This window comes from Pectobacterium sp. CHL-2024 (assembly GCF_044751765.1).
Lineage (GTDB): Bacteria > Pseudomonadota > Gammaproteobacteria > Enterobacterales > Enterobacteriaceae > Pectobacterium > Pectobacterium brasiliense.
Genome location: NZ_JBIXKO010000017.1, coordinates 38,308 through 62,621 on the forward strand (window position 1 = coordinate 38,308; position 24,314 = coordinate 62,621).

The following is a 24,314-nucleotide window of genomic DNA, read 5'->3' on the forward strand; positions in this document are numbered from 1 at the left end:
ACTGAAGCAATGAGTCAGCGCAAGCCGATGATCGAAGTGAGTAACCTGAATCTCTCTTTTGGGCAGGGCAGCACGGCGAATCAGGTGTTGTACGATGTGAACCTTACCGTCAACGATGGCGATATCTTTGGTCTGGTAGGGGAATCGGGTTCCGGTAAAACCACGGTGCTGAAGTGTCTGGCCGGGCTTTTTAATCATTGGGAAGGCACGCTGCATATTGACGGGAAGAAACTGGCGCACCGAATTGATCAGGCGCGCTGTCGCCGGGTGCAGATGGTGTTTCAGGATCCGTACGGATCGCTGCATCCCCGTCATACCGTAGAGTCGATTCTGGAAGAGCCGCTGTCGATCCACCGCTTTGACGATCGTGATGATCGTATCGATACCTTGCTGGAGAAAGTGGGGCTGGGAACACATTTCCGTCGCCGCTATCCGCACCAGCTTTCGGGTGGACAGCGTCAGCGTGTGGCGATTGCCCGAGCGCTGATTCTGGAACCGAGAGTGCTGCTGTTGGATGAGCCGACGTCGGCGCTGGATGTGTCGGTACAGGCGGAAATTCTCAACCTGCTGACGGAGTTGCAGCAGCAGGAAAAGCTGACCTACCTGATGGTGACGCATGACTTGGGCGTGATTTCCCACCTGTGCCATAAAGTGGCGGTGATGCAATACGGGAAGATACTGGAAACGTTGGAAACCGACGACCTGACCAGCGATGTACCGAAGGACGCGTATACCTCTATGCTGGTGGACGCTAGCCGTCAGTACAGCCGCGATCTGGCGGTGCGTTCGGAGCGTATGGGCTAGGTACGTATGGACAGGCGCGCTGCGCGATAATCATCATCAATGAGGGCCGAGCAATCGGCCCTTTTTTTATCTTACGTACAGGTTTTCGTTCATAGTTGGTTACGAACAGACTTTTATACGTAAAAAAAGGTAAATGGGTAGCGTTGAAGGGTGTGGATACTTACAATCATTACGCTTTCTGTAGTCGGCTTCTTCAAAAAGGAATTCTCATGTTCAAACGTACTCTGGTTGCTGCGGCAGCCCTTATTTCACTGACGGCATTTTCTCCCGCCTTTGCGGCTTCCGACACCACCACACGTGTGCTGTTGACGACGTCCGCGGGCAATATCGAACTGTCTTTAGATAATCAAAAGGCACCGGTTTCGGTAAAAAATTTCGTCGAGTACGTTAACAACGGTTTTTATAACGGGACGACGTTTCACCGTGTGATCCCTGGCTTTATGGTGCAGGGCGGCGGTTTTTCTGGCGAAATGAGCCAAAAAGCGACGAACGCGCCGATCAAGAATGAAGCCGATAACGGTTTACGTAACCAGCGCGGCACGATCGCGATGGCACGCACGTCTGATAAAGACAGTGCAACCAGCCAGTTCTTTATCAACGTCGCGGACAATGCGTTTCTCGATCACGGCCAGCGTGATTTTGGCTACGCCGTGTTCGGTAAAGTCGTGAAGGGCATGGACGTCGTGGATAAGATCTCTCAGGTGCCAACGAAAAACGTCGGGCCTTATCAGAACGTACCGACTACGCCAGTGGTGATTCAGTCTGCGAAAGTGCTGCCCTGATTGGCAAGATAGATAAGCAAAGAACCGAGAATACGCAAAAGGCCACTAATGTGGCCTTTTCGCGTTTTTGACAAAGCTAGCGGAGCGGTAGTAATGGATAGATCGTAAAGACGCTGTAAATACTTCCCTGTACGCTCGGCTTGCGCCATCCATGGCGCAAACGCTTTACTCTTCTATTCCATTACCACCGTTTTACTGCGTAGATAGACGTTATTAACGTCTCGACTACCGCATTATTCCAGCGCTTTAGCCATCTGCTGTAGCCACGCGTCCACGCCGGTGCTCGGCACGTTCAACTGACGGTAGGTCGCTGTGGCAACAGGATAGCCGCCGACGTCTTCCTGACTATTCACGAAGCCACCTTTCCGCTGTTTGAAATTCTCCACGATACGTTTATCAACAGCATCACGATCTTTAGGACGTGCGCCTGCGCTTTGCAGTACCTGATTGGTGACGGCGCTGGCCGGTGATGCCGTTAAGCCCGCAGGCCAAATAGGGGAGACTTTGAGTAAATTAATCCCGCTGCCTGACGTTTGCGGTGCAGCTTTGCCCTTAGCATCGTACGCGAGGTTATCTGACATCCAGACATCGCCGGAGCTGTTGCTTCCTACGAGCCCTAAACCTGCTTTGGTATTCGCGCCGTAGTGCATCACGTTACCCGCCACGGAGACGCGTGGGCTGGCAGGCATGGTTTTCCCTTCCCACTCGCCTTTGACTCCACCGACGCGAACGCCCCAAATGCCGGGGTTGTAGATCAGGTTATTGACCATGACGCCCGTAGAGCCAGCCTTGAACCAGGCATTGCGCTCGTTATTGTGTGCATAGAGGCTGCCCACAATCGATACGTCAGTCACGTTATCGTGAACCAGCGTACCCATCGAGTGAATACCTTTGGTGTGAGCCGAATCGTATAGGCCTTCAGCAACGATATTATTCGAGAGTGTGATGCGGTGCGCCGTGCCCTGCGGTCCGTCATAGCGTGGGCCGGAAATAGACAGGTTTTCGTCCGTGCCCCAGGCGAAACTAGAATGATCGATCACGACGTTGTAGGCATCTTTGCCGTTGATGGAAACATCGCGTTCAAAACCACTTTTTTTACCCGTACCGGCATCGCCGATGCGAAAACGAATATGCTGCATGAGCACATCATGGGTGCTGATCCCCATTCCACCGCGAATGATGGTGATACCGGGAGAGGGAGCGGTCTGGCCGGCGATGGTGACAAACGGCTCCGTTAAACGGAGGTCACTTTTATTCAGGTCGATAATGCCGCCAACCTCAAAAACGATAATGCGTGGCCCTTTGGCGGCCAGCGCTTCCCTGAGAGAACCTGCCCCGGAAGAGGCCAGCGTTGTGACGCGAATAATGCGTCCACCGCTGCCTGCAACCGTATCCGTTCCGAATCCTTTCAACTCTGGTGCTGCCGGAGTGGCGGCGCTAGCCATCGGTACGCCAATACTGAATACTAATCCAGTGCTGAACAGTGCGGCGAACAGAAGAGAACGTTTCATTTCATTTCCTTGAATATTAACGATAAAAATGAGCGAGCCCTTAGGACTCGCTCAAGTGCGGCCCGAACGATAAACCGACGGGCGTTAAGCGCGCTTGCAGGCTCCGGTTAGCACAGGACAATGAGGGGCAGAGCCTGCAGTTTGCTTACCCTTCACGCGTTACACATCGCAATTAGTTGCAATTTGCTGCTGTCAGCACGGCAAGGTTTTTGTTCACGCCAGCATAGTTCGCCAGTTTGTCCTTCACGCACTGTGCCGAAACCGGAGAGTAGCTGTAAGGAACAGAAGCGAATGTGCCAGTGCTTTTCCAGTCTTCCGCATTCACGTAGGGCTTGGAATCTTTATCCCAGGTGATGTTGTATTTCGCGAAGTCGGCTGGGCTCATGACGTTGTTATTACGCAGCTCCCAGGTACCGAAGTTGGAACCGTCGTAACGTGAGGTCACTGGGTTTTTCGCATTCTCGAACCAGTTACGTTCGATCAGCGCAATCCCTTTCTGACGCACGTTCAGGCCAGAACTGGTGATGCCGGTATACAGGTTGTTATACGCGTGAACCTGACCGCCACGTTGCAGCGGGAGGCGAGCGTTAACGTCGTCGTAAATATTGTGATGGTAAGTCAGGTCACGGCCCGTATCGCTGCTGCTGAAGCCGCTCAGCCCCACTTTTTTGATGCCGTGAATGTAGTTGTACGAAATGGTCACGTTGGTTGAGGCTTTCTTGATATCAATCGCGGATTCGAATGTGGTGTCACCGTCTTTTGTGCCTGCGCATTCAAAGTTTTTCGCGAAGATCTCGTTGTGGTCAATCCAGACGTTCGGCGTGTTATCGATACGAATGGCATCACCATCCTGCGCGCCGCCCGGCATGTAACCAAAACGCATGTTACGGATGACGACATCGGATGATTTTGTCAGCCAGATCCCGAAGTTGGCGGACGAGCCATTGGTTCCGATGATGGTAATGCCTTTGGTGAACTCTTTGATTTCTACACCGCGGGCGTCTTTCTTCCACTGACCGCAGATATCGTTCTCTGCGGCTTTGATCAGCGCGTCTTCATTACCGTTATAGGTGATGACGAGCGGGTAAGCGCCACCTTTGACTTTCTTACCTTTGGAATCCAGCTTTGCGGCTTCGATGATATCAATGATGTCTTGCATGGAGCGCGCCGTTTTTTTCACGGCACCGGCAACGTCACCACCGTCAGTGGTAGCATAACCCCCCGTATTTGCCGCCATCGTTGGTTGGGCCGCAAGCAATAACAGCCCAGCGGCTGCAGAAGGCAGTAGGTATTTCATTAAGGTACTCTCCTTGGAATTGAATTTTTGTTTGGGCATTTATGATCCACATAGCCCAGATTATATTATTTTGGTGTTTCAATAAAAATGAAATCAAGGTTTATTGAAATCCCAATTAAGTCTTACCATAAAAGTAAAAGAATTCAATATTTCAATATTAAATATATAGGGTGAATAACGATGTAAATACGCACGGATAATAAGTGACTATTTTAAAAGGTAATATTTTTTTCATTTTTTCTAAAATCAATCCGCTTTGAATTTTTATGAAAAATAAAATTATATTTCGTTTTATTACTCGCTGCTGGATGCGATTTGATAGAGGTGATAAATGTGAGCGACATCAATAAATAAGTAAAATTTCCTTATTGAGATGATGACGTAAGAAATATTTGATGCCGATCAAGTTATTAATTAATCACGTGTTGACTGAATGCTGTTATTTTTATCGATTAATCCTTAATTAAAGAATGGTTTCTTCATTAATAAATTAAGCTATTAATTTAATATCTAAATAATTAGCATGATATTTAATTTGTGCATACTTTTTAGGAATGCCTATCCAGTCTCATGCGTAGGTTCCATAAAAAACGAGCGAGCTCTTAGAGCTCGCTCGGATAGAACCATGTCTCAGCGTGAAGAGTCATGGCGCGGAACATTCAGGCTTATTGCTTCCTGTCTTGATTCGACAGAGAAAGCCTGACCGCGTTTATTTGCAGTTAGCTGCTGTCAGCACTGCCAGGTTTTTACCTACGCCAGCATAGTTTGCCAGTTTATCCTTCACACACTGCGCAGAAACTGGAGTGTACTTATAGGAGACGGTAGGGAATTTTCCTGTGGTCTTCCAGTCATCCGCATTGATGTGAGGGGAGGATGGTTTGCCCCAGGTAATTTTGTATTTCGCGAAGTCGGCTGGGCTCATGACGTTGTTATTACGCAGCTCCCAGGTACCGAAGTTGGAGCTGTCGTTACGTGCCGTCACTGGGTTCAGCGCATTTTCGAACCAGTTGCTTTCGATGAGGGCTTTCCCTTTCTGACGGACGTTAAAGCCTGAACCAGTGATGCCGTCATACAGGTTGTTGTACGCGTGAACCAGACCACCGCGTTGCAGCGGCAGGCGTGAGTTAACATCGCGGTAGATATTGTGATGGTAAGTCAGGTTACGAGCCGTCGTATCCGAACTACTTGAACCGCTCAGGCCGACTTTCTTGATGCCGTGGATGTAGTTGTAGGACACCGTGACGTTCGTTGACCCTTTCTTGATATCAACCGCTGATTCAAAGGTGGTGTCATTGTCTGGCGTACCAGCGCATTCGAAGTTCTTGGCGAAGATCTCGTTGTGGTCGATCCAGACGTTCGGTGAGTTATCGATACGAATGGCATCGCCGTCTTGCGCGCCGCCCGGCATATAGCCAAAGCGCATGTTACGTACCACGACGTTAGAAGAATTCACGATCCAAACACCGAAGTTGGCAGATGAGCCATTGGTGCCCTGGATAGTAATGCCTTTGGTGAACTCTTTGATTTGTACGCCGCGGGCGTCCTTACTCCACTGGCCGCAGATATTCTTTTCAGCCGCTTTGATTAATGAATCTTCATTGCCGTTATAGGTGATGAAGAGCGGGTAAGCACCGCCTTTTACTTTCTTGCCTTTTGAATCCACTTGCGCGGCTTCAATAATATCCACAATTTCTTTCATAGAACGTGCCGTTTTTTTCACGGCACCGGATACGTCTCCACCATCCGTAGTGGCATAGCCGCCCGTATTTGCGGCCATCGCGGGTTGAGCTGCGAGTAATAACAATCCCGCGGCTGCCGTAGGCAATAGGTATTTCATTATGATTGTCTCCTTGGAATAGAATTTTCATGGGCATTTATCGATCCCTATGCCCGATGTAACAGGTACAAATTTTTCAACAAAAATGAAACTCAGTTTTGGTGAAAAACCAAGGGGAGTGTGGTCAAAAAATAAGATCAGTTCAAGGGTGAAATGTTAAATGTATTACGGTTGAAACATTTTGTAATACTGATGATTGGATAATTTGGAGTTTATAAGAAACTATTTTCTTTTAAAGTGGCAGGGAATCATAAGGTTACTTTTTGTGGCAGAGAATAAATGTACTTGAGTTTCTTTATTGATTGGGTTTCAAATGATTATTTTGGTTGAGGCAATGACTGCCGCTAGCGTAAGGAAATCATCTTAAGTCAAAATATACTATCACAGGCATATTCAATATTGTTTACGTGATGCGTCAATTTTATCGTGAATTTTAGTTTGTTAAAAAATAATTATTATTAGTCGCTATATGGCGTTTCTTTAGGTGATAAGCCAAAAATAGACCTCATTATTCATCGCGGTTTATTGGCTAAATTATCATTGGCATGGCGTCTATTTTCATGAAGGTCACGCTGACAATCTTGCGCAGGTCCCTTAAAAATGAGCGAGGCCGAAGCACTCGCTCAGGAAGAACCCGACGCAGAATGAATGCGTCGGGCTTAACGCGTTTATTTACAGTTAGCTGCTGTCAGGACGGCCTGGTTTTTACCTACGCCAGCATAGTTTGCCAGTTTATCCTTCACGCACTGTGCGGAAACTGGTGAGTAGCTATACGGAACGGCTGGGAATTTACCGGTGCTCTTCCAGTCATCCGCATTGATGTGCGGAGTAGACGGTTTACCCCAGGTGATCTTGTATTTAGCAAAATCAGATGGGCTGGTAATGTTGTTGTTACGGAGTTCCCAGGTACCGAAGTTGGAATCGTCGTTACGTGCAGTCACCGGGTTGAGTGCATTTTCGAACCAGTTACTTTCGATCAGCGCGATCCCTTTCTGACGGACGTTAAAGCCTGAACTTTTGATACCGTCATACAGGTTGTTATAAGCATGCACTTGACCACCACGTTGCAGCGGCAGACGTGAGTTAACATCGCTGTAAATATTGTGATGGTAAGTCAGGTTACGACCGGTATCCGTGTTGCTTGAGCCGCTCAACCCGACCTTTTTCACGCCATGGATATAGTTGTACGACACGGTGACGTTGGTTGAGGCTTTCTTGATATCAACCGCTGATTCAAAGGTGGTGTCGTTGTCTGGCGTACCAGCACATTCGAAGTTCTTGGCGAAGATCTCGTTGTGGTCGATCCAAACGTTCGGCGTGTTATCAATGCGGATAGCATCGCCATCTTTTGCACCGCCCGGCATATAGCCGAAGCGCATGTTACGCACGACAACGTTGGAAGAGTTAACCATCCAGATACCGAAGTTAGCGGAAGATCCGTTGGTACCGAGGATGGTGATCCCTTTGGTGAACTCTTTGATTTCTACACCGCGCGGATCTTTGCTCCATTGGCCGCAGATGTTAGCTTCAGCAGCTTTGATTAGCGCATCTTCATTACCGTTATAGGTAATGACGAGCGGGTAGGCGCCACCTTTGACTGCTTTACCGCTTGAGTCCTTTTTCGCGGCCTCAATGATATCGACGATCTCTTGCAGAGAGCGTGCGGTTTTTTTCACAGCACCGGAAACGTCGCCGCCGTCAGTGGTGGCATAACCTCCCGTATTTGCCGCCATTGTCGGTTGGGCAGCGATCAGCAACAGCCCAGCGGCTGCAGAAGGCAGTAGGTATTTCATTATGTACTCTCCTTGACATAGAATTTTCTTGGGTATTTATCACTACACACCCTGTGTAATAAAAAAGGCTGTTTCAACAAAAATGAAACTAAGGTTTGTCTATAAAGCCGAGCTAAGTGTTAACAGAAAAAATAAACAATACAAGATGGGGCGTTAAATATATTAATTAAATAACAGAGGACAGCTGAGAGGATTTGTGTTTATTACTTTTAAATAGAAACTAATTTCCATTTAAATCATTTGAATTCATTGAGTTATGTTTTTTAATATGTGTTTTTTCAATCTGGATTCTTTATTTTTTATCCATCTAACATGCGTGGTTTATTCGCTTTCTTAGCAATTGTGATCGTCATCAAAAATTAAAAATAAATATCAATGGGAAGGTTTTTTTACCTGACTACCCTCTTCCTTTTTCAAAAAATTAATTAATCCATGGGATTTTGTGGTTATTTTTTTTGTTAAAAATGATTTCAGGGTAATCGTTTACTGTAATGAATCTAATAAATAAGGCCTATTAATAAAGATGATTATTACGGAAATAAATGATTTATGATCTATATAATTATTATCGTGCTAACTTTATGTTCTGACATCGTGTAAACGCATAGCCCCGATTTTCCTCTGTTTGCAGAGACGTTGTGCCGTTGAAGATTGCCGCTCACTGTTGTGGAGCGCTAAAAAAAACTAAAAAGAGGGAAGTTGGCCATGTGTTGCAACCGTTTATCTGCATAAATATTTTCGCCACATATTTTTTGTTGACAAGATTGGTTTTTCTTGACTGTTAAATGTGTGAGGGGTAGCGTGATTGAAATACAGGGAAGCCATTTTCAAACACATCACCAGGATCGTAATATGTTCATTTCAGATAAAAAAATCGCAGCAAGTTTAATTGATAAATCAATCATTCTTATCGAACAAATCAAAGCAGAATTAGCGGTGCTGAAAACGGAATTACCTCAGGAAGAGTATGAAAAATGCCAGCATGTTGCCGGGCACTTAATTTATACGCTAACGGGTAAAGTGATAAACGATATTTCGATTGATCATCCCGATTTAAAACCAGACGGCTTCACGGTTTACGTGAATAAGGATGTGAATGAGGCATAACGGTTAGGTTTTTCTAATGGGAAATGAAGTGAATTATAGGGTTTAAGTCATCGTTAGCCTTTATCCTGGATGACGTTTAACGATCATGCTTGTCGCTTAATCAATATCGAACCAAACCAGAGATTCCGCACTGTTCTCCAATTTCATTCGGAATCTCTGTCTCCTATCATCCACTCGCCTCTGGATGCAGCTAACGTCATGTCGTGTCATCCTTCTAACATATTGAAGGGCGGGGACGGTTGCTTTGCTGGTCAGGCAATGGTCATTTGCGATATTTCGTTACGCCAGCCTAAAGTTGAACATCATAAACCTTGTCGCGTACCGAAATTGCGGATTTTATGCAGGCACTGAATCGCTATGGTGGCTATCGAACCACGGTGATTGCCTTAGAATTGATGTTACTGACGTTTGTCAGAACCGTTGAGCTTCGCAAAGCAGAATGGCGTGAATTTGATCTGGATGGATCCGGGTGGCGAATCCCTGCCGGAAGAATGAAGATGCGTGAGAGCATATCGTTCCGTTATCAACGCAGGCGATAGTGCTGCTACGAGAACTACAGACATACACTGGCGGACGCGGCTGGCTGTTTCCAAATTATCGGAACCCACAGGATTGTATGATTGCGACCACTCTTAACCGTGCGCTTGAGCGTATGGGGTTTAATGGCAAGGGCAGCATAGGTTTTTCCGCGCACGGCTTTCGTGCTACTGCATCAACTACTTTAAATGAAATGGGCTACCGCCCGGATGTGATTGAGCGCCAGCTTGCTCATACTGAACGTAACAAGGTACGGGCAAGTTACAACCGTGCGGAGTATCTGGATGAGCGACGGAAGATGATGCAGGTGTGGGCGGACTTTGTCGGTAATTTGCATTGTAAATAATTTCATTGGGCGACAAAAACTGCCCACGACATGAGAGCTTTTCTAGAAGCACTATACGCCACGTCCGCTTCGCACGGAGCGGACTTGGGCGATATTTTATATAATAAATAGTTTAAGGTTTCCGAACTATTCAATCAATGAACGATGACAATATTAGTCTATTTTACTATTAATACCATTAATAAAAAGCCTGTTAATCTCTTACAGGCTCTAAGTGAAAAATATACAGGGAAACTCACATACTAACGGACTTAGCAGAGGATTAATGTTATCCCTTTATTTTCTCAAGTCTAGTTGTTAGCTTTTTCATATCAGCATTGCTTCGTCTTCTGTAGCCTATTTGATCATTCAATTCAAAAGATGATATTAATTGTTCTAGTTGATTAACAGATAATTTATCAAATATTTCGTTTTCGAAAATCAGATTAAATCTGTTATCAGCATCATCGAAGCTTGTGGATTTTGAAGCATACAATATTGCAATATCATAGATTTCTTTTTCACACTGATGATCATGATAAGCTTCAATTATATATTTTATCTGTGAAAGCGTGATTTTATTTATTTCATATTCTTCAATGCTGTTACGGATGTATTCAAAATATCCCCCGGCATTATCAAATAAAAACATTGTTGCGATTTTATAAACATACTCTATATCATCATTATCATCTCGCGAGAGATATTCTTTTAAGCGCGCCTGAAGTTCAGGGGAAAGCTTTTTGTAGAAATCAGGATGCTTACAGAAAAATGAAAATAAATGCGTTAACGCATCGTATTTGAATGATATTTTTTCAAAGTAGTCTACATCACCTTTAATTTTCTCTGTTAATTCAGCGCTCCTTTTTACCTCGTCATATAGATACATACATGCAAAGTGGAGAATTCTTCTATGCTTTGAAGATTCATCATCTTCAAATCTAAAGCTAAACTTCCAAAACTCTTTGAATATCTGATAAAGTGCCAATGGAGTTACTCTTTTGCAGTATTTAGATATTAGAGGTTTTATATTTTTTACAGTGGCATAATATTCACTGTTCTCTACTAGAGTATCTCGTATTATTGGGAATAAATCTTTCCCATAATAATTCTTCCGTAATAAAAAATCATCAAGTGCATTTATAATCATGCTTTTTACTAGATATTTATTTGGAGTGTAAAGCACATCATCCTCAGAAAGAATAGGATGGGCACATAGATGCCTTTTCTGCTGTATATCTCTAATGTTGGTTATTTCGCCAATCCCAATGAATTTCTTTTGGTCATAAAACCCTTCAAACAATTTTAATTCCCAGTCGGATTTAGTACTGTTTTGGCGCTGAGAGGCTTCAATGGAGTTAATTTGCTGCTCAGCCCAATGATCATTAGTCAGATCAACTAAACGGCGGGCTTTGTATACGGCATCACAAACCAAAACAGACCATAAAGAAACTACAGCTGCTCGATAATTACCATTTAAATAACTGCTATATACTTCTTTAAAATAAATCTTTGTAGAACTTGACTCTATAAGCTCTATCTTATCTTCGATTCCTATATTACTTTCAAACATAAAATATTTATTCCTTTAAGTTAAGCGACTAAAATCGTTGGTATAGTATTAAAAAATCACCTCATAGACTTCAGTTGTCATTTTTTCACAAATGTGATGAAGAAGTATCTTGGATGTATCTGTCCCAGATAATCGCTTTCTGTTCCGGCGTGTAGTTAATACGCGTTCTTCGTTTCATGGCAACGTCCCCCTTCGATTAAGGATAGCGTGCATCGACCCGTTGAACTCACAGTACATAGCAAACCGTCAATCTATCTCCCAAAACACCCAGCCCAATAAATCAAACCAACACCTTTAACCCATGCTTCTGCACCACGGTAAGCAGTTTCAGCGATAACCCGCTGGGACGTTTTACGCCGCTTTCCCACTTTTGTACCGTTGAAACACTGGTGTTCAGGTAGCGGGCGAAAACTGGCTGGCTGACGTTCAGTTTCTCACGTAGCGCCTTAATCTCAAGAGGTTGAAGATCGTCCACATTGTTGAGGCACGCTTTGTCAAAGTTGCGCATGGTTTCCTGTGGAATAGCGTCGACACTGAATAATCCAGAAGCCGCGCTGTGGATAGCCTCAAATGCAGGACTCTTGAATTTACTTTTTGCGGTCATGGCAAATCTCCACCAGTTCTTTACTCTTAATCAGTGCCGTAATCTTTTCATCGGCAAGGGTTGCGTAGTGCTTCGCCAACTCGCGGAATCCGGCCAGTTCGCGATTATCAATGTTCGCCATATCCTGCTTGGCATACAGGAACGTGTAAAACCAGTGCTGTCCACCTTTCGCCAGTATGATGGCGCGATCGCGATTCTGGTTCAGCCGCTTCTTATAAACGCCGCCGCCGAGATCGTCGGCTTTCCCTTGCATTACCGCCTCAATAGCTTCATATAACTCGCTATCCTTGATGGCGTGGGATTTAGCCGCTTTAGTGAACCATTTGGTTTTGAATACACGCATCAGGCCGACATCCTGTAACCTTAACTATAGCACTTGGTGCTATATTACTCGCTTTTTATGCAGAGTCAAAGTGCTTGGAATCTGCAAAAAATTTGTCGTATTTTTGACCGTAAAACCCTGCTGTCGATGACAGCCACCAATGTTTCCAGTATCGGGATGATACGAGTGACCTGTGAGAAACGCCTTCGGGCGACCACAAACACTTCCGTAGCCTACAAGGAAAAATACGCTCAGTTGCGTGTAGTAAATCAGCCAGCCTTTGAAAGCAGATATCACCGGGTAGTTTGAACGTCGTTGCGAGCGTGGTGATGAAGGTCGTTTTGACTACTTTACTTCAAGCCCAACATTGCCGTGGGCTTACTATACCCAGTCAGAGAGCGGCTTCCATACCGCAGCCGAAGACCCCATTATCCCCTGAGACATGCACCTCAACTGCTGTGTCATGCATCTGACACACCCCTTTCATGCCGGAGACGGGTACAATGGTTTTTCCGTTTTAGCCCAATAAGAAGGTATTGAAGAAAATTGCGGGTATTACAGCGGGCATCAAAAGGGTGTTTAAATTATAAATTCATTATTTATAAATAACTTAAGTAAAATATGCTGCTAATTATCGATAACTACGACTCCTTTACCTACAACCTTTACCAATACTTTTGTGAGCTTGGTGCACAGGTTGTGGTGAAGCGTAATGATGAACTGACGCTGCGTGAGATTGAACAGCTTGCGCCTGAGCGGTTGGTTATTTCACCGGGCCCTTGTACGCCGGACGAGGCGGGCATTTCACTGGCTGCAATCCGTCACTTTGCCGATAAATTGCCTATTTTGGGCGTGTGTCTTGGTCATCAGGCGATGGGACAGGCGTTCGGCGCGCGCGTGGTGCGGGCACGGCAGGTCATGCACGGGAAAACCTCAGCGATTGCGCATAGCGATACGGGGGTTTTCACGGGGTTGGCGCAGCCGTTGACGGTCACCCGTTATCATTCACTCATTATTGATTCCGCCTCGCTACCCGATTGCTTTGAAGTTACGGCCTGGAGCGAACATGAAGGAAAGCGTGATGAGATTATGGGGATTCGCCATCGCGCATTGCCGCTGGAAGGGGTGCAGTTTCACCCAGAGAGCATTCTTAGCCAGCAAGGGCATCAGCTTTTGGATAATTTCCTTAAAATTTAGTGATATAGAAAGTTATTCTCCTCAGTAGCCGATTTAATATTGCCTGAAATTGATTTTTTATGCATATTTAGTGACTATATTTTCATTCCGATATGATGGACAGCAGAGTGAGGCAGCAAATGGCAGCAGAGCAGAAAGCAGTGACACGGGATACTCACGATAAAGTGATTTTGCCAGTTTATGCACCCGCGAAGTTTGTACCCGTGAAAGGTAAGGGGAGCCGCGTCTGGGATCAGGACGGCCGCGAGTATATCGATTTCTCCGGCGGTATTGCGGTTACGGCGCTGGGTCACTGTCATCCTGCATTGGTGAACGCGTTGCAGCAGCAGGGTGAAAAGCTGTGGCATACCAGCAATATTTTCACTAATGAGCCTGCGCTACGCCTCGCCAGCAAATTGATTGATGCGACTTTTGCCGACCGTGTGTTCTTTGTTAACTCCGGTGCCGAGGCTAACGAAGCTGCCTTTAAGCTGGCGCGTCACTATGCGGTTAAACGCCATAGTCCGTATAAAACCAAGATCATCTCCTTCTACAATGCATTCCATGGTCGTACGCTGTTCACCGTCTCAGTCGGCGGACAGCCTAAATATGCCGATGGCTTCGGGCCTAAGCCTGCCGATATTGTTCATGTACCCTTCAACGATCTGGCTGCTGTTAAAGCGGTGATGGACGATCACACCTGTGCAGTCGTGCTGGAACCGGTTCAGGGTGAAGGGGGGATTACGCCTGCTACGCCTGAATTTTTACAAGGCGTTCGCGATCTGTGCGATCAGCACAAGGCGCTGCTGGTGTTTGATGAAGTGCAGAGCGGAATGGGGCGTACTGGCAAACTATTCAGCTACATGCACTACGGCATTACGCCGGATATTCTCACAACAGCTAAAGCACTGGGCGGTGGTTTCCCAATTAGTGCAATGCTGACGACGGAAGAGATCGCATCGGCCATGACGGTTGGGGTACACGGCACCACCTATGGCGGCAACCCGCTGGCCTGTGCGGTGGCGGAAGCCGCGCTGGATATTATCAATACGCCAGAAGTGCTGTCAGGCGTGGCGGATCGCCACGATCGCTTTGTCAGTGAGCTTGAGAAAATCAATCAGCAGTTCGGTGTATTCGAACAGGTTCGCGGTATGGGTTTGCTGCTGGGTGCAGAACTGAAACCGCAATGGCATGGTCGTGCGGGCGAGTTTCTGGCGGCGGCAACGTCTCAGGGTCTTATGGTGCTGATGGCTGGGCCGAATGTGATCCGCTTTGTACCGTCTTTGATCATTGATGAAGACGATATTGTGCAGGGGATGGCGAAATTCGCCAAAGCCGTCGCGCAGGTCGTTAACGCAGCAAACTGATTACGTTACGCCATAAAAAAACGTAGGGAACGTTTTTCAACGTTGCGTCAGCAACGGCCCGTAAGGGTGGCGGCCAGGGATGGCACGCCATAAAAAAACGTAGGGAACGTTTTTCAGCGTTGCGTTAGCAACGACCCGTAGGGTGGTGAGCAGGAAGCTCGCCATAAAAAAAAAGCGTGAGGCCGAGGCTTCACGCTTGTTTATTGGTAGGGTACAGCGACAGGGGCTTAGCGAGTGCCGTAAACGACAATCGTTTTACCATGTGCAGAGATCAGGTTCTGGTCTTCTAACATTTTCAGAATGCGGCCCACGGTTTCACGCGAGCAGCCAACGATTTGCCCAATTTCCTGACGGGTAATTTTTATTTGCATGCCATCTGGATGCGTCATGGCATCAGGTTGTTTGGCCAGGTTGAGTAGGGTTTGGGCAATACGGCCGGTCACATCAAGGAAGGCGAGGTTGCCGACTTTCTCAGAGGTAACCTGAAGTCTGCTTGCCATTTGCGCAGACAGACGCATGAGGATATCCGGGTTAACCTGGATGAGTTGGCGGAATTTTTTATAGGAAATTTCAGCCACTTCACAGGCAGTTTTTGCCCGCACCCAGGCGCTGCGCTCCTGACCTTCTTCAAACAGGCCGAGCTCGCCGATAAAATCGCCCTGATTGAGGTAGGAAAGAATCATTTCCTTGCCTTCTTCATCTTTGATTAGCACTGCGACAGAGCCTTTCACGATGTAGTAAAGCGTTTCTGCTTTTTCACCTTGGTGAATCAGCGTGCTCTTCGATGGATACTTGTGAATATGACAATGGGAAAGGAACCATTCGAGAGTTGGATCTGTTTGCGGTTTGCCGAGAACCATTCGCTATCATCCTCTGTTGTAATTCACTGCGCAAATTACAGGGGTCAGAGTTCCCTGTACGGCGTGTTTAACTGCTAAAAAAATAAAATTCAGTCTAGGCAGAATGACGTCAGGGAATATACTGAAACCACTGTACCCTTTATTTTCCGGTTGCTGCCTTGCCGCACCGTAAACGTGGCTGGGGTATGTCTGGCCAGGTCATCATCTTCTTCGTTTCTGGGTTTGTCCAGAAAAGGTCTATTCTGTTTTCGTTTTAACACAGCTTTAAGGACGTGTCTTGTGTTGTCTCGCTTCAGCATGACAAAGCGCTGGTTAACGCTGGTTTTTGTACAGTAACGGTATAAATTTTCAAAAAATTTTTAGTGGAGAGGCACCATGCAGGCACGGGTAAAATGGGTTGAAGGCTTAACGTTTTTGGGCGAATCCGCATCAGGGCATCAGATATTGATGGACGGCAATTCCGGTGATAAAGCGCCCAGTCCGATGGAAATGGTGTTGATGTCTGTAGGGGGATGCAGTGCGATTGATGTGGTATCGATTCTGCAAAAAGGCCGCAACGATGTGGCGGATTGTGAAGTGAAATTAACGTCAGAACGTCGGTCTGACGCGCCGCGTTTATTTACCCACATCAATCTGCATTTTATCGTGACGGGAAAAGGGTTGACCGACAAAGTTGTCGAGCGAGCTGTCGCACTGTCGGCGGAAAAATACTGCTCTGTGGCACTGATGCTGGGTAAAGCCGTTGAGGTAACGCACAGCCACGAAATTAGAGTGCTGGAATAATCCCTTTCTCTGGGCACTCATTCTGGTCACTTAAGCCTGTTATTAGGGGAAACACAGGGGGAGGTTCTCGTAGGGAGGCCTCACCCCTGTGGTCGCCCCGTGTATCTCGATGCTTATTCGATGGTTTTCCCTTCAATTAACCGCTGTACCAGCGGCGCCATGATTAATTCCATCGCCAATCCCATCTTCCCGCCGGGAACGACCAGCGTGTTGATGTGGGAGATAAAGGAACCCTGCAACATGGCGAGCAGATAGGGATAATCAATATTGTCCAATCCCTGAAAATGAATCACGACGAAGCTTTCGTCCAGTGATGGAATCGATTTGGCGGCGAACGGATTGGAGGTGTCTACGGTAGGCACTCGCTGGAAGTTGATGTGTGTGCGAGAGAACTGTGGCGTGATATAGGTGATGTAATCTTCCATTGAGCGGACGACGGAATCCATCACCGCTTCACGCGAGTGGCCGCGCTCATTAACGTCACGAATCAGCTTTTGAATCCATTCCAGGTTGACGATCGGCACCACGCCGACGAGTAAATCCACATGCTGTGCCACATCATTTTGCTCTGTGACCACGCCGCCGTGGAGCCCTTCATAGAACAGGATGTCGGTGGGTTCTGGCATTGGCTCCCACGGCGTGAACGTTCCGGGAACCTGATTATAGGGAATTGCTTCATCGTAGGTATGAAGGTATTTACGCGTCTGGCCGCGCCCGTGCAGGCCATATTCGATAAACGACTGTTCCAGCAGGCTGAAATCATTCGCTTCCGGGCCGAAATAGCTAATGTGGCGTCCTGAATCACGCGCTTTACGAATCGCCATATCCATTTCCGGGCGGGTATAGCGGTGAAAGCTATCACCTTCTAACTGGGCTGCGCGCAGATCAAACTGCTGGAAAATCTTACGGAAGGCCAGACTGGTTGTTGTGGTTCCCGCTCCGCTGGAGCCGGTAACCGCAATAATCGGATGCTGATGTGACATAAGGTGCGTGACTCCGTGATCGCGATGCCCGCGTAGACCGAAGGCCTGCGCGCATCCTCAAAAAAGACGTAATTGTCATCATTGTTAGCATGTTTGACGCGTTCTTTCACGACTTTCGGCATGCTCAATAGGGGGCATGACCTCCGGAATTGAGCTGGTTACGCGGCATGATATTGAGAGTTTCATGCAACTCAGACCACACCAACACCACCTCGCCAGACTGGAATTGGCCGCGGATATCTTCCACTTTCTGCGCCAGTGAACGCTCCTGTTCGCCATAATCGGTGCCTTCCCGCAGAACGAAAGATTCGATGATGTTATCCAGCGTTTCTGGATCGAGCTGTTGCCAGGGAATAATCACGCTATGTTTCCTGATTCAAAGGGTTCCTGAGTAAAAACGGTTCCTGAAGGAAAAGAGTCGCTGGCCTGGTCCAAAAATGGGCTAAGCCAGTTGGGAATGCGCTGTTCCAGCCACATTTCCGGTTTCAGCAACGTTCCGCCGACGAAGCCGACATGCCCGCCATGTTTCGTTAGCTGATACTCAATATTAGACGGTAACTGCGACAGATCGGGAATCACCTCTGAAGTCATGAAAGGATCGTCCTTCGCATGGATGATGAGCAGCGGTTTACGTATCTGAGGCAACAGCGGCAGAGCGCTACAGCGTCGATAGTAGTCTGCTGCATCGCGGAAGCCGTGGATACGTGAGGTAATGACGTCATCAAACTCGCGTAGCTGGCGAATTCGCTTCAGCTGCGGCAACTGAATTGGCAGCGTATCTGGGTAAGCCGCCAGCTTGCGGCCAGCGTTTTGTTTCAACAGGCGCAGCAGATAGTGCTGGTAGACACGGGAGAAACCTTGTTCCATCCGACGGCTACAGGGTTCGAGCATCAATGGTGCGGAAACAATGACGGCCGCGGACAGTGAACAGGCTTCGCCTTGCTGCGCGAGCAGGTAGGCCAGCATGTTACCGCCGAGGGATACGCCGATGGCGGCGGTAGGTGCATCGCCCAGCGTCTCCTGCATCCAGCGCAGGAAATAGCTGGCATCGCTGGTTTCGCCGGAATGATAAATGCGCTTCATCCGGTTGGGTTTCCCGCTGCATCCACGAAAATGCATGATGACGGCCAGCCAGCCGCGCTGCTTACAGGCATGTAGCAGGCCGTGAGCGTAGGGGCTATGAAAGTTGCCCTCTAGCCCGTGGAACAGCACCACGCGCGGTTTGTGCAGTGCCTGTTCAGGGGCTTCGCTCCAGGCCAGATCGACGAAATCGCCGTCCGGCAATTCAAGTGGCTGCCAGACTGGCGAGAATTGCGCATGACGGCGGATCAGGCGCGGCAATAGCGTTTGCAGATGTGGATTATGCGCGCCGCTCAGCGGACGAAAATGGTCATACATAAAGGATATAGAAATCTTGTTGTCGGCTCTTGTACGATCAATATCACACTGTTAGCTTCAATGCTGCCAGTTGGTACGACATTTGGGTCAGGAGCGCCCACAAATAATGGAACTGAGTTTATTTCTTTCGATGTTGGGGTTTTTGTGGGTAGCGGCCATCACACCAGGGCCGAATAATATGCTGTTGACCACCTCGGGCGCGAATTTTGGCTTTATGCGTTCACTGTGGCTGATGATTGGCATCATGCTGGGCATGCAGAGCATTTTGCTGCTGGTGGCGTTCGGTGTCGGTGGTTTGATTCTGATTTACCCTTCGCTGCACTTTATTCTGAAAGTTCTCGGCAGTGCCTATCTGCTCTGGCTGGCGTGGAAAATCGCCACGGCGGCTTACGAACGGCTGGAAACGTCCGTTGCACCGCCCCAGCCGATCCGGCTTTATCAAGGGTGGTTGCTGCAATTCCTGAACCCGAAAGCGTGGCTCATGGCGCTGGGCGCGGTGGCCAGCTTTAGTCTGGCGGGTGAAGGCTATAACCAGTCTGTGATCGCGATAAGCATAGGGATTGTGCTGGTCAATCTGGTGTCCGGTGTTATCTGGCTTGGGTTTGGCACGATGATTGGGCGACTGCTGCGCAGTAAGAAAGCGTGGATTATCTTTAATGTGTCAATGGGTCTGCTGACCGCCGCCTGCGTGCTATTGATTTGGCACTGATGCTGGTGCGATACCGTCGCGAGCGATGTTTCGCTCGCGACTTAGGAACTACACGGTTAGCAGAATATTATCGGAGGAAGTTACTTGTAGCCGTCTGTTTTTAAGAGGTTATTAACCAGGTTAAGTTCGGTATCAAAATCCAACGTATCGTTCTCCAGCAGCCGTGCGTGTTGTTGTTGAAAGGCGGAACCCAGCGCTTTCAGGGCAGTAACATTTTTCAGTAGAAAATCATCTGATTTGCCGTGTTTTTCCAATTGGGTGGAGAGCCTGACAAACTCACCAGCCATTTTCTCTACGGCAGGAAGATAACGATTAAGAAACGCCGTACCCGGCTCCACATCCTTGGGATCTTCCTTCATACACGTGACAATAAGCTGTGCGTACTCAACGATAATTTTCAGCTCGTCGAGAAGCTCGGTGGGGAGCTTCTGTAAGTTTTGCAACCGTGCGATACGGCTCTCAAAAGTAACGGCTTCCTGAACAGGCGGTGTAATAACGACTGGTGAAGGTTGAGGCGACATAGGGGCTGGTGCCGGAATGGGAGTTTTGGGTTGGTCTTTCCTTGTTTTGAAAGCCGTTTTCCCTTGGTAATGGCTCATTGCACCTAGAACAATACACGTGGCGAAGGCCGTATTATAGAACGGGTGTTCACCAAACTGATGTACATCGGTGTAGCTCATGATGATGATGAAAACTAAAAGAAACTGAATAGCTGTGCCAAGACGAGGATGAGAGATCTCGGAGCATACTTTGATTATCCACCACGCTGCCGCAACCCACCCTAAAACGAATATTCCATCATGCGCAATGAACCAAATCACGCCAGCCACAAGTGGCCAAAGCATATCAACCTGGTACCGGGTAAAGGCGTACCACAGTAGAATTAAGCTGAAGCAGGTCACGATGACGGCGCTGTTATACACTTCTTCGTTTGCCATGAGGTCGGGATATAGATTTTTTAGCAGAACCTCAATAATGAGTGCACTGGTTATCAGCCAGATGCAGCCTAAGCCCCAGAGCTTAAGCAGCGTCAGGCACAAACGACCCAGTTTCTTTTGCCATCCCTCATCTGGAGGGGAAGATGCGTTTTGCATATTCAATAAAGACCACTTATCAAAACGAAATTATTTATGCAGAACGTTGCTGCATCGCGTGTTGTTGGTTCGCTGCAATCTCGGCCAGACGCGTTCTTAGCTCCGTTTCCATCGTGCCTAGTTCTTTTTCTACATCAGCCCGACGGGTTCTGGCGTCATTGGCAATCGTGACGGTTTCTTCGATGGTGTTCAGGAGGCGGCTTTGCACCTCGCGCAAGGTTTCGATATCCACAATCGAGCGTTCGACTTCCCGCGCGGTTTCAACAGTGCCGAGCTGGAGCATTTCTGCATTTCTTCTCAGCATGGCATTGGTAGTATCAGAGACGTCTTTTTGCAGTTTTGCCGATTTGCGCTGTGAATGCAGCGTTATCGCCATCACGATCTGGCTCTTCCACAACGGGATTGTGGAGAGAATGCTGCTCTGAATTTTCTCGGCGAGCGACTGGCTATTACTTTGCATCAAGCGAATTTGCGGCGCGGTCTGGATCGCGATGGTGCGGGACATCATCAGGTCGTGCAGTCGTCTTTCAAAGCGCTGTATGTTGCTCACTAAATCACGCACGTACTGCATATCCATCGGGTCGTTGGTGCGCTGTGCTTTTTCCTGTGCGGCGGTCAGATCGCCAGACTGAATGGCTGCCAATTTCTGTTTACCGGCAATGATATGCAGCGTGATTTGTTGAAAATACTCGCGGTTGCGTATGAAGAGCTGTTCCAGCGTGGAGATATTGCGCAAGAGCTCCATCATGGCGCTTTCGAGTTTTTTAGAAACGGTATCAACCTGCTGTGCCAGCGTTTGATATTCCAGCAGCGTACGCTGGATGGTGCTGAACAGTTTTCCTATCAATGGGAAGGAGGCGAGGAAGCTTTGCTTAGTGTCAAACACGGTGAGGTCGACCGACTTTACCTTCATCAGCAGATCTGTCAGCTGTTCACCAATCACGCCCGCATCTTTTGCTCTGACTTCCTGCATTAAAGATTCTGAAAAACGCGAAATATTACCCATGGTGTTTGCGGCGTAAGAGATAGACAGCATCGGGTCAGTAATATCAATTTTATTGACCAGTACTGATACTTCGTTTTTTTCCTGCTCGCTAAGCTGCGACAGGTTTAGCTCAGATAACGCATCGCTTGCTGTCAGGGGGACGGCGTTGTTGCCAGAAGCGGTGAGCGTAGCAGAAAGGGAATCAGTAGAAACAGACGGCGTATTTTCCATCATAAATGTTGTCCTTGCCTTATTGTGCGGCCGTTTTATGCCTTGCGGCCTTCAATATCGGTGAATAGGTTAGTGTGTAGAAATCAGTAGATTAATTGCTAAATATTACCTTGGGGAAATATTGCGCTCAATGCGCATTATCATCACTTCTTAAGATAATGTCGTGATAGAGAAAGGAATGGAAGAGTGAGCGGGGGGCACCCGCTCGGGTAGGTAAATGCAATTTACTCGCTCTGCATCATCTGCTCTAGCTGTTCCTGCGCATCCAGCCAGGACAGCTCCGTTTCTTCCAGCTCGATTTTGACTTTGGTTTGCTGTTGCAGGCAATCGGTGAGTTCGGCCTTGCGGCTGATGTCGTAGATGGCACTGTCCGCCAGTCGAGCTTCAAGCGCTGCGAGCGTTTCCCCCAGCTTTTCCATCTGCTGTTCAAGCTTGGTTATCTGTTTGCGCAGCGGCTGCGTTTGCGTTCTCAATTCAGCTTCGCGGCGTTTCTGATCTTTTCTGCCCTGCGCGCTGTTGGCGGCATTTTCTTTTGGTGTTTCATCAGCCGCATTTTCCTGACGTTGCAGGCCGACCAGCCACTGCTGGTAGTCTTCCAAATCGCCGTCGAACGGTTCTACTTTCTGGTCGTGCACCAGATAGAGATCGTCCGTAGTAGAACGGATCAGGTGTCTATCGTGCGAGACGACAACCAACGCGCCTTCAAAATCGATTAACGCTTCGGTCAACGCCTGACGCATATCCAGATCGAGGTGGTTGGTCGGTTCGTCGAGCAGCAGGAGGTTGGGACGCTGCCAGACGATCAGTGCCAGCACCAGACGGGCTTTTTCACCGCCGGAGAAGCGCTCGGTGATCTCGGTAACTTTATCGCCCTGAAAACCGAAGCCGCCTAGGTAGTCGCGCAGTTGCTGTTCCGTTTCCCGCTCTGCCAGACGCACCAGATGCTGCAAGGGCGATTCGTCCGCACGCAGGAACTCTAACTGGTGCTGGGCGAAATAACCGAGCTTCACGCCTTTCGCCAACCCAATTTCCCCTTTCAGCGGGGCGAGCGTGCCAGCAAGCAGTTTGATCAGCGTGGATTTACCTGCGCCGTTATGGCCGAGCAGCCCGATGCGGGAACCCGGTACTAAATTGAGTTTGATGGATTCCAGAATCAGTTTGTCGTTGTAGCCTGCGCTGACCTTTTCCATCTTCATGAGTGGATTGGGCAACGACTCCGGGGCGCGAAAACTGAAGCGGAAAGGGTTATCGACATGCGCTGGCGCAATCAGCTCCATGCGTTCCAGCATTTTTATCCGGCTTTGCGCCTGCTTGGCTTTGGTCGCTTTCGCACGGAAGCGGTCAATATAGTGTTGCAGATGTGCGACGCGCTCCTGCTGATGCTCATAGAGCGACTGCTGCTGTGCAAGACGGGTGGCGCGCTGGCGTTCAAACGAGGAGTAGTTACCGGTGTACTCATAGAGCGACTGCTGCTCGATGTGCAGGATCTTGGTTACCACTGGATCGAGGAAATCGCGGTCGTGCGAGATCAGGACCAGTGTGCCCGTGTAGTTTTTCAGCCACTTTTCCAGCCAGATGACCGCATCCAGATCGAGGTGGTTGGTTGGTTCATCCAGCAGCAGCAGATCTGAACGACAGATCAGCGCCTGTGCCAGATTCAGACGCATCCGCCAGCCGCCGGAAAATGCGCTGACGGGCTGCTGTAACTGTGACTGAGAAAATCCTAGCCCATTGAGCAGGCTTGATGCTCTGGCCTGAATCGTCCAAGCCTGAATCGCATCCAGCTTGCCGTGCAGCGTAGCGATGGCGTTGCCGTCGTTCTCTTCGTTGGCGGTCTGCAACGCGGCTTCCAACTGGCGAAACTCACGGTCGCCGTCAATCACGTAATCCAGCGCGGGTTTGTCCAACGCGGGCGTTTCCTGATTGACCCAGGCCAGTGACCAGTTTTGCGGGAAGGTCGCACTGCCACCGTCGGCACTGATTTCACCTTTCAGTAATGACAGCAGCGTAGATTTACCACAGCCGTTTTTGCCAACCAGACCGACTTTCTGGCCGGGGTTAACCGTTGCTGTCGCGTTGTCGATCAGAACGCGCACACCACGTCGAATTTGCAGCGAAGAGAAAACAATCATAAAGCGCCGTATGTTCAGAGTATGTTAAATTATGGACATATCAGGACACGCGGTGCCCTGTTTTTAGTCGTTGCGCTGCATGGTAACGGAAAACGATTATTATG

Annotated in this window: 22 protein-coding genes; 8 read left to right on the top strand and 14 right to left on the bottom strand. The window is 48.2% G+C overall.

The features are described 5' to 3' along the window. The first annotated feature begins 27 nt into the window (after window positions 1–27). Together ACIPUG_RS18480 and ppiA are read left to right on the top strand one after the other, a co-directional pair. Window positions 28–804, top strand: coding sequence for an ABC transporter ATP-binding protein (locus ACIPUG_RS18480; protein ID WP_172645013.1), 777 nt, complete (start codon window positions 28–30; stop codon window positions 802–804). Between the two features lie 209 nt (window positions 805–1,013). Continuing rightward, window positions 1,014–1,586 (top strand): peptidylprolyl isomerase A, encoded by a 573-nt coding sequence (gene ppiA, locus ACIPUG_RS18485; protein ID WP_010277593.1) that lies wholly within the window; start codon window positions 1,014–1,016, stop codon window positions 1,584–1,586. Between the two features lie 233 nt (window positions 1,587–1,819). Here ppiA and pelZ read toward each other — a convergent pair whose 3' ends face one another. The 4 genes from pelZ to pelA all read right to left on the bottom strand — a co-directional run bounded on the left by pelZ (window position 1,820) and on the right by pelA (window position 8,024). Then, window positions 1,820–3,097, bottom strand: coding sequence for a pectate lyase PelZ (pelZ, locus tag ACIPUG_RS18490; RefSeq protein ID WP_014916843.1), 1,278 nt, complete (start codon window positions 3,095–3,097; stop codon window positions 1,820–1,822). 172 nt (window positions 3,098–3,269) lie between these two features. Further along, window positions 3,270–4,394, bottom strand: coding sequence for a pectate lyase PelC (pelC, locus tag ACIPUG_RS18495; RefSeq protein WP_014916842.1), 1,125 nt, complete (start codon window positions 4,392–4,394; stop codon window positions 3,270–3,272). A 709-nt stretch (window positions 4,395–5,103) separates the two neighbouring features. After that, window positions 5,104–6,231 carry a pectate lyase PelB gene (gene pelB / locus ACIPUG_RS18500; RefSeq protein ID WP_014916841.1) on the bottom strand — a complete coding sequence of 376 codons (1,128 nt, stop codon included), beginning with the start codon at window positions 6,229–6,231 and terminating at the stop codon, window positions 5,104–5,106. A 668-nt stretch (window positions 6,232–6,899) separates the two neighbouring features. Beyond that, window positions 6,900–8,024, bottom strand: a complete 1,125-nt coding sequence (gene pelA, locus ACIPUG_RS18505; RefSeq protein WP_010277576.1) for a pectate lyase PelA — start codon at window positions 8,022–8,024, stop codon at window positions 6,900–6,902. Between the two features lie 801 nt (window positions 8,025–8,825). Here pelA and ACIPUG_RS18510 point away from each other — a divergent pair. Next, window positions 8,826–9,131 (top strand): hypothetical protein, encoded by a 306-nt coding sequence (locus ACIPUG_RS18510; RefSeq protein ID WP_400339629.1) that lies wholly within the window; start codon window positions 8,826–8,828, stop codon window positions 9,129–9,131. Between the two features lie 511 nt (window positions 9,132–9,642). After that, window positions 9,643–10,014 (top strand): tyrosine-type recombinase/integrase, encoded by a 372-nt coding sequence (locus ACIPUG_RS18515; RefSeq protein ID WP_400339660.1) that lies wholly within the window; start codon window positions 9,643–9,645, stop codon window positions 10,012–10,014. A 268-nt stretch (window positions 10,015–10,282) separates the two neighbouring features. Here the strand turns inward: ACIPUG_RS18515 and ACIPUG_RS18520 are convergent, their stop codons facing one another. From ACIPUG_RS18520 to ACIPUG_RS18530, 3 genes are all read right to left on the bottom strand, one after another. Continuing rightward, the gene (locus ACIPUG_RS18520) at window positions 10,283–11,566 is read right to left on the bottom strand and encodes a hypothetical protein (RefSeq protein ID WP_051906107.1); all 1,284 of its coding nucleotides are present in this window, start codon (window positions 11,564–11,566) and stop codon (window positions 10,283–10,285) included. A 280-nt stretch (window positions 11,567–11,846) separates the two neighbouring features. Further along, a complete protein-coding gene (locus ACIPUG_RS18525; RefSeq protein ID WP_039277278.1) occupies window positions 11,847–12,170 on the bottom strand; it encodes a DNA-binding transcriptional regulator in 324 nt (107 codons plus the stop codon). Then, complete coding sequence (locus ACIPUG_RS18530; protein WP_039277280.1) at window positions 12,154–12,513, bottom strand: type II toxin-antitoxin system RelE/ParE family toxin; 360 nt, start codon at window positions 12,511–12,513, stop codon at window positions 12,154–12,156. Before ACIPUG_RS18530 ends, ACIPUG_RS18525 begins: the two co-directional genes overlap by 17 nt. A 600-nt stretch (window positions 12,514–13,113) precedes the next feature. On the opposite strand from ACIPUG_RS18530, the gene ACIPUG_RS18535 reads away from it, so the two are divergent. Both ACIPUG_RS18535 and ACIPUG_RS18540 read left to right on the top strand, forming a co-directional pair. Next, window positions 13,114–13,689 (top strand): aminodeoxychorismate synthase component II, encoded by a 576-nt coding sequence (locus ACIPUG_RS18535; RefSeq protein ID WP_014916837.1) that lies wholly within the window; start codon window positions 13,114–13,116, stop codon window positions 13,687–13,689. Window positions 13,690–13,808: 119 nt separating this feature from the next. Then, the gene (locus ACIPUG_RS18540) at window positions 13,809–15,035 is read left to right on the top strand and encodes an aspartate aminotransferase family protein (protein ID WP_039510454.1); all 1,227 of its coding nucleotides are present in this window, start codon (window positions 13,809–13,811) and stop codon (window positions 15,033–15,035) included. A gap of 227 nt (window positions 15,036–15,262) precedes the next feature. On the opposite strand, the gene crp is transcribed toward ACIPUG_RS18540, so the two are convergent. Then, on the bottom strand, window positions 15,263–15,895 hold the full coding sequence (crp, locus tag ACIPUG_RS18545) for a cAMP-activated global transcriptional regulator CRP (protein WP_004090925.1): 633 nt from the start codon (window positions 15,893–15,895) through the stop codon (window positions 15,263–15,265). Window positions 15,896–16,270: 375 nt separating this feature from the next. Here crp and ACIPUG_RS18550 point away from each other — a divergent pair, with 375 nt between their 5' ends. Continuing rightward, the gene (locus ACIPUG_RS18550) at window positions 16,271–16,678 is read left to right on the top strand and encodes an OsmC family protein (RefSeq protein WP_014916835.1); all 408 of its coding nucleotides are present in this window, start codon (window positions 16,271–16,273) and stop codon (window positions 16,676–16,678) included. A 113-nt stretch (window positions 16,679–16,791) separates the two neighbouring features. Here ACIPUG_RS18550 and ACIPUG_RS18555 read toward each other — a convergent pair whose 3' ends face one another. From ACIPUG_RS18555 to ACIPUG_RS18565, 3 genes are all read right to left on the bottom strand, one after another. Next, a complete protein-coding gene (locus ACIPUG_RS18555; RefSeq protein ID WP_010297039.1) occupies window positions 16,792–17,661 on the bottom strand; it encodes a phosphoribulokinase in 870 nt (289 codons plus the stop codon). A 124-nt stretch (window positions 17,662–17,785) separates the two neighbouring features. Then, window positions 17,786–18,022, bottom strand: coding sequence for a YheU family protein (locus tag ACIPUG_RS18560; protein ID WP_400339633.1), 237 nt, complete (start codon window positions 18,020–18,022; stop codon window positions 17,786–17,788). After that, on the bottom strand, window positions 18,019–19,059 hold the full coding sequence (locus tag ACIPUG_RS18565; RefSeq protein ID WP_400339635.1) for a hydrolase: 1,041 nt from the start codon (window positions 19,057–19,059) through the stop codon (window positions 18,019–18,021). Before ACIPUG_RS18565 ends, ACIPUG_RS18560 begins: the two co-directional genes overlap by 4 nt. Window positions 19,060–19,165: 106 nt before the next feature. On the opposite strand from ACIPUG_RS18565, the gene ACIPUG_RS18570 reads away from it, so the two are divergent. Continuing rightward, window positions 19,166–19,768: a LysE family translocator gene (locus tag ACIPUG_RS18570; RefSeq protein WP_039466375.1), complete on the top strand. Its 603-nt coding sequence runs from the start codon at window positions 19,166–19,168 to the stop codon at window positions 19,766–19,768. 80 nt (window positions 19,769–19,848) lie between these two features. On the opposite strand, the gene ACIPUG_RS18575 is transcribed toward ACIPUG_RS18570, so the two are convergent. The 3 genes from ACIPUG_RS18575 to ACIPUG_RS18585 form a co-directional block, all read right to left on the bottom strand. Next, window positions 19,849–20,862, bottom strand: a complete 1,014-nt coding sequence (locus ACIPUG_RS18575; protein WP_080162996.1) for a 5-bromo-4-chloroindolyl phosphate hydrolysis family protein — start codon at window positions 20,860–20,862, stop codon at window positions 19,849–19,851. Between the two features lie 34 nt (window positions 20,863–20,896). Beyond that, window positions 20,897–22,081, bottom strand: coding sequence for a toxic anion resistance protein (locus ACIPUG_RS18580; protein ID WP_400339638.1), 1,185 nt, complete (start codon window positions 22,079–22,081; stop codon window positions 20,897–20,899). 221 nt (window positions 22,082–22,302) lie between these two features. Further along, window positions 22,303–24,210 carry an ABC transporter ATP-binding protein gene (locus tag ACIPUG_RS18585; protein ID WP_039288708.1) on the bottom strand — a complete coding sequence of 636 codons (1,908 nt, stop codon included), beginning with the start codon at window positions 24,208–24,210 and terminating at the stop codon, window positions 22,303–22,305. Window positions 24,211–24,314: the final 104 nt, after the last annotated feature.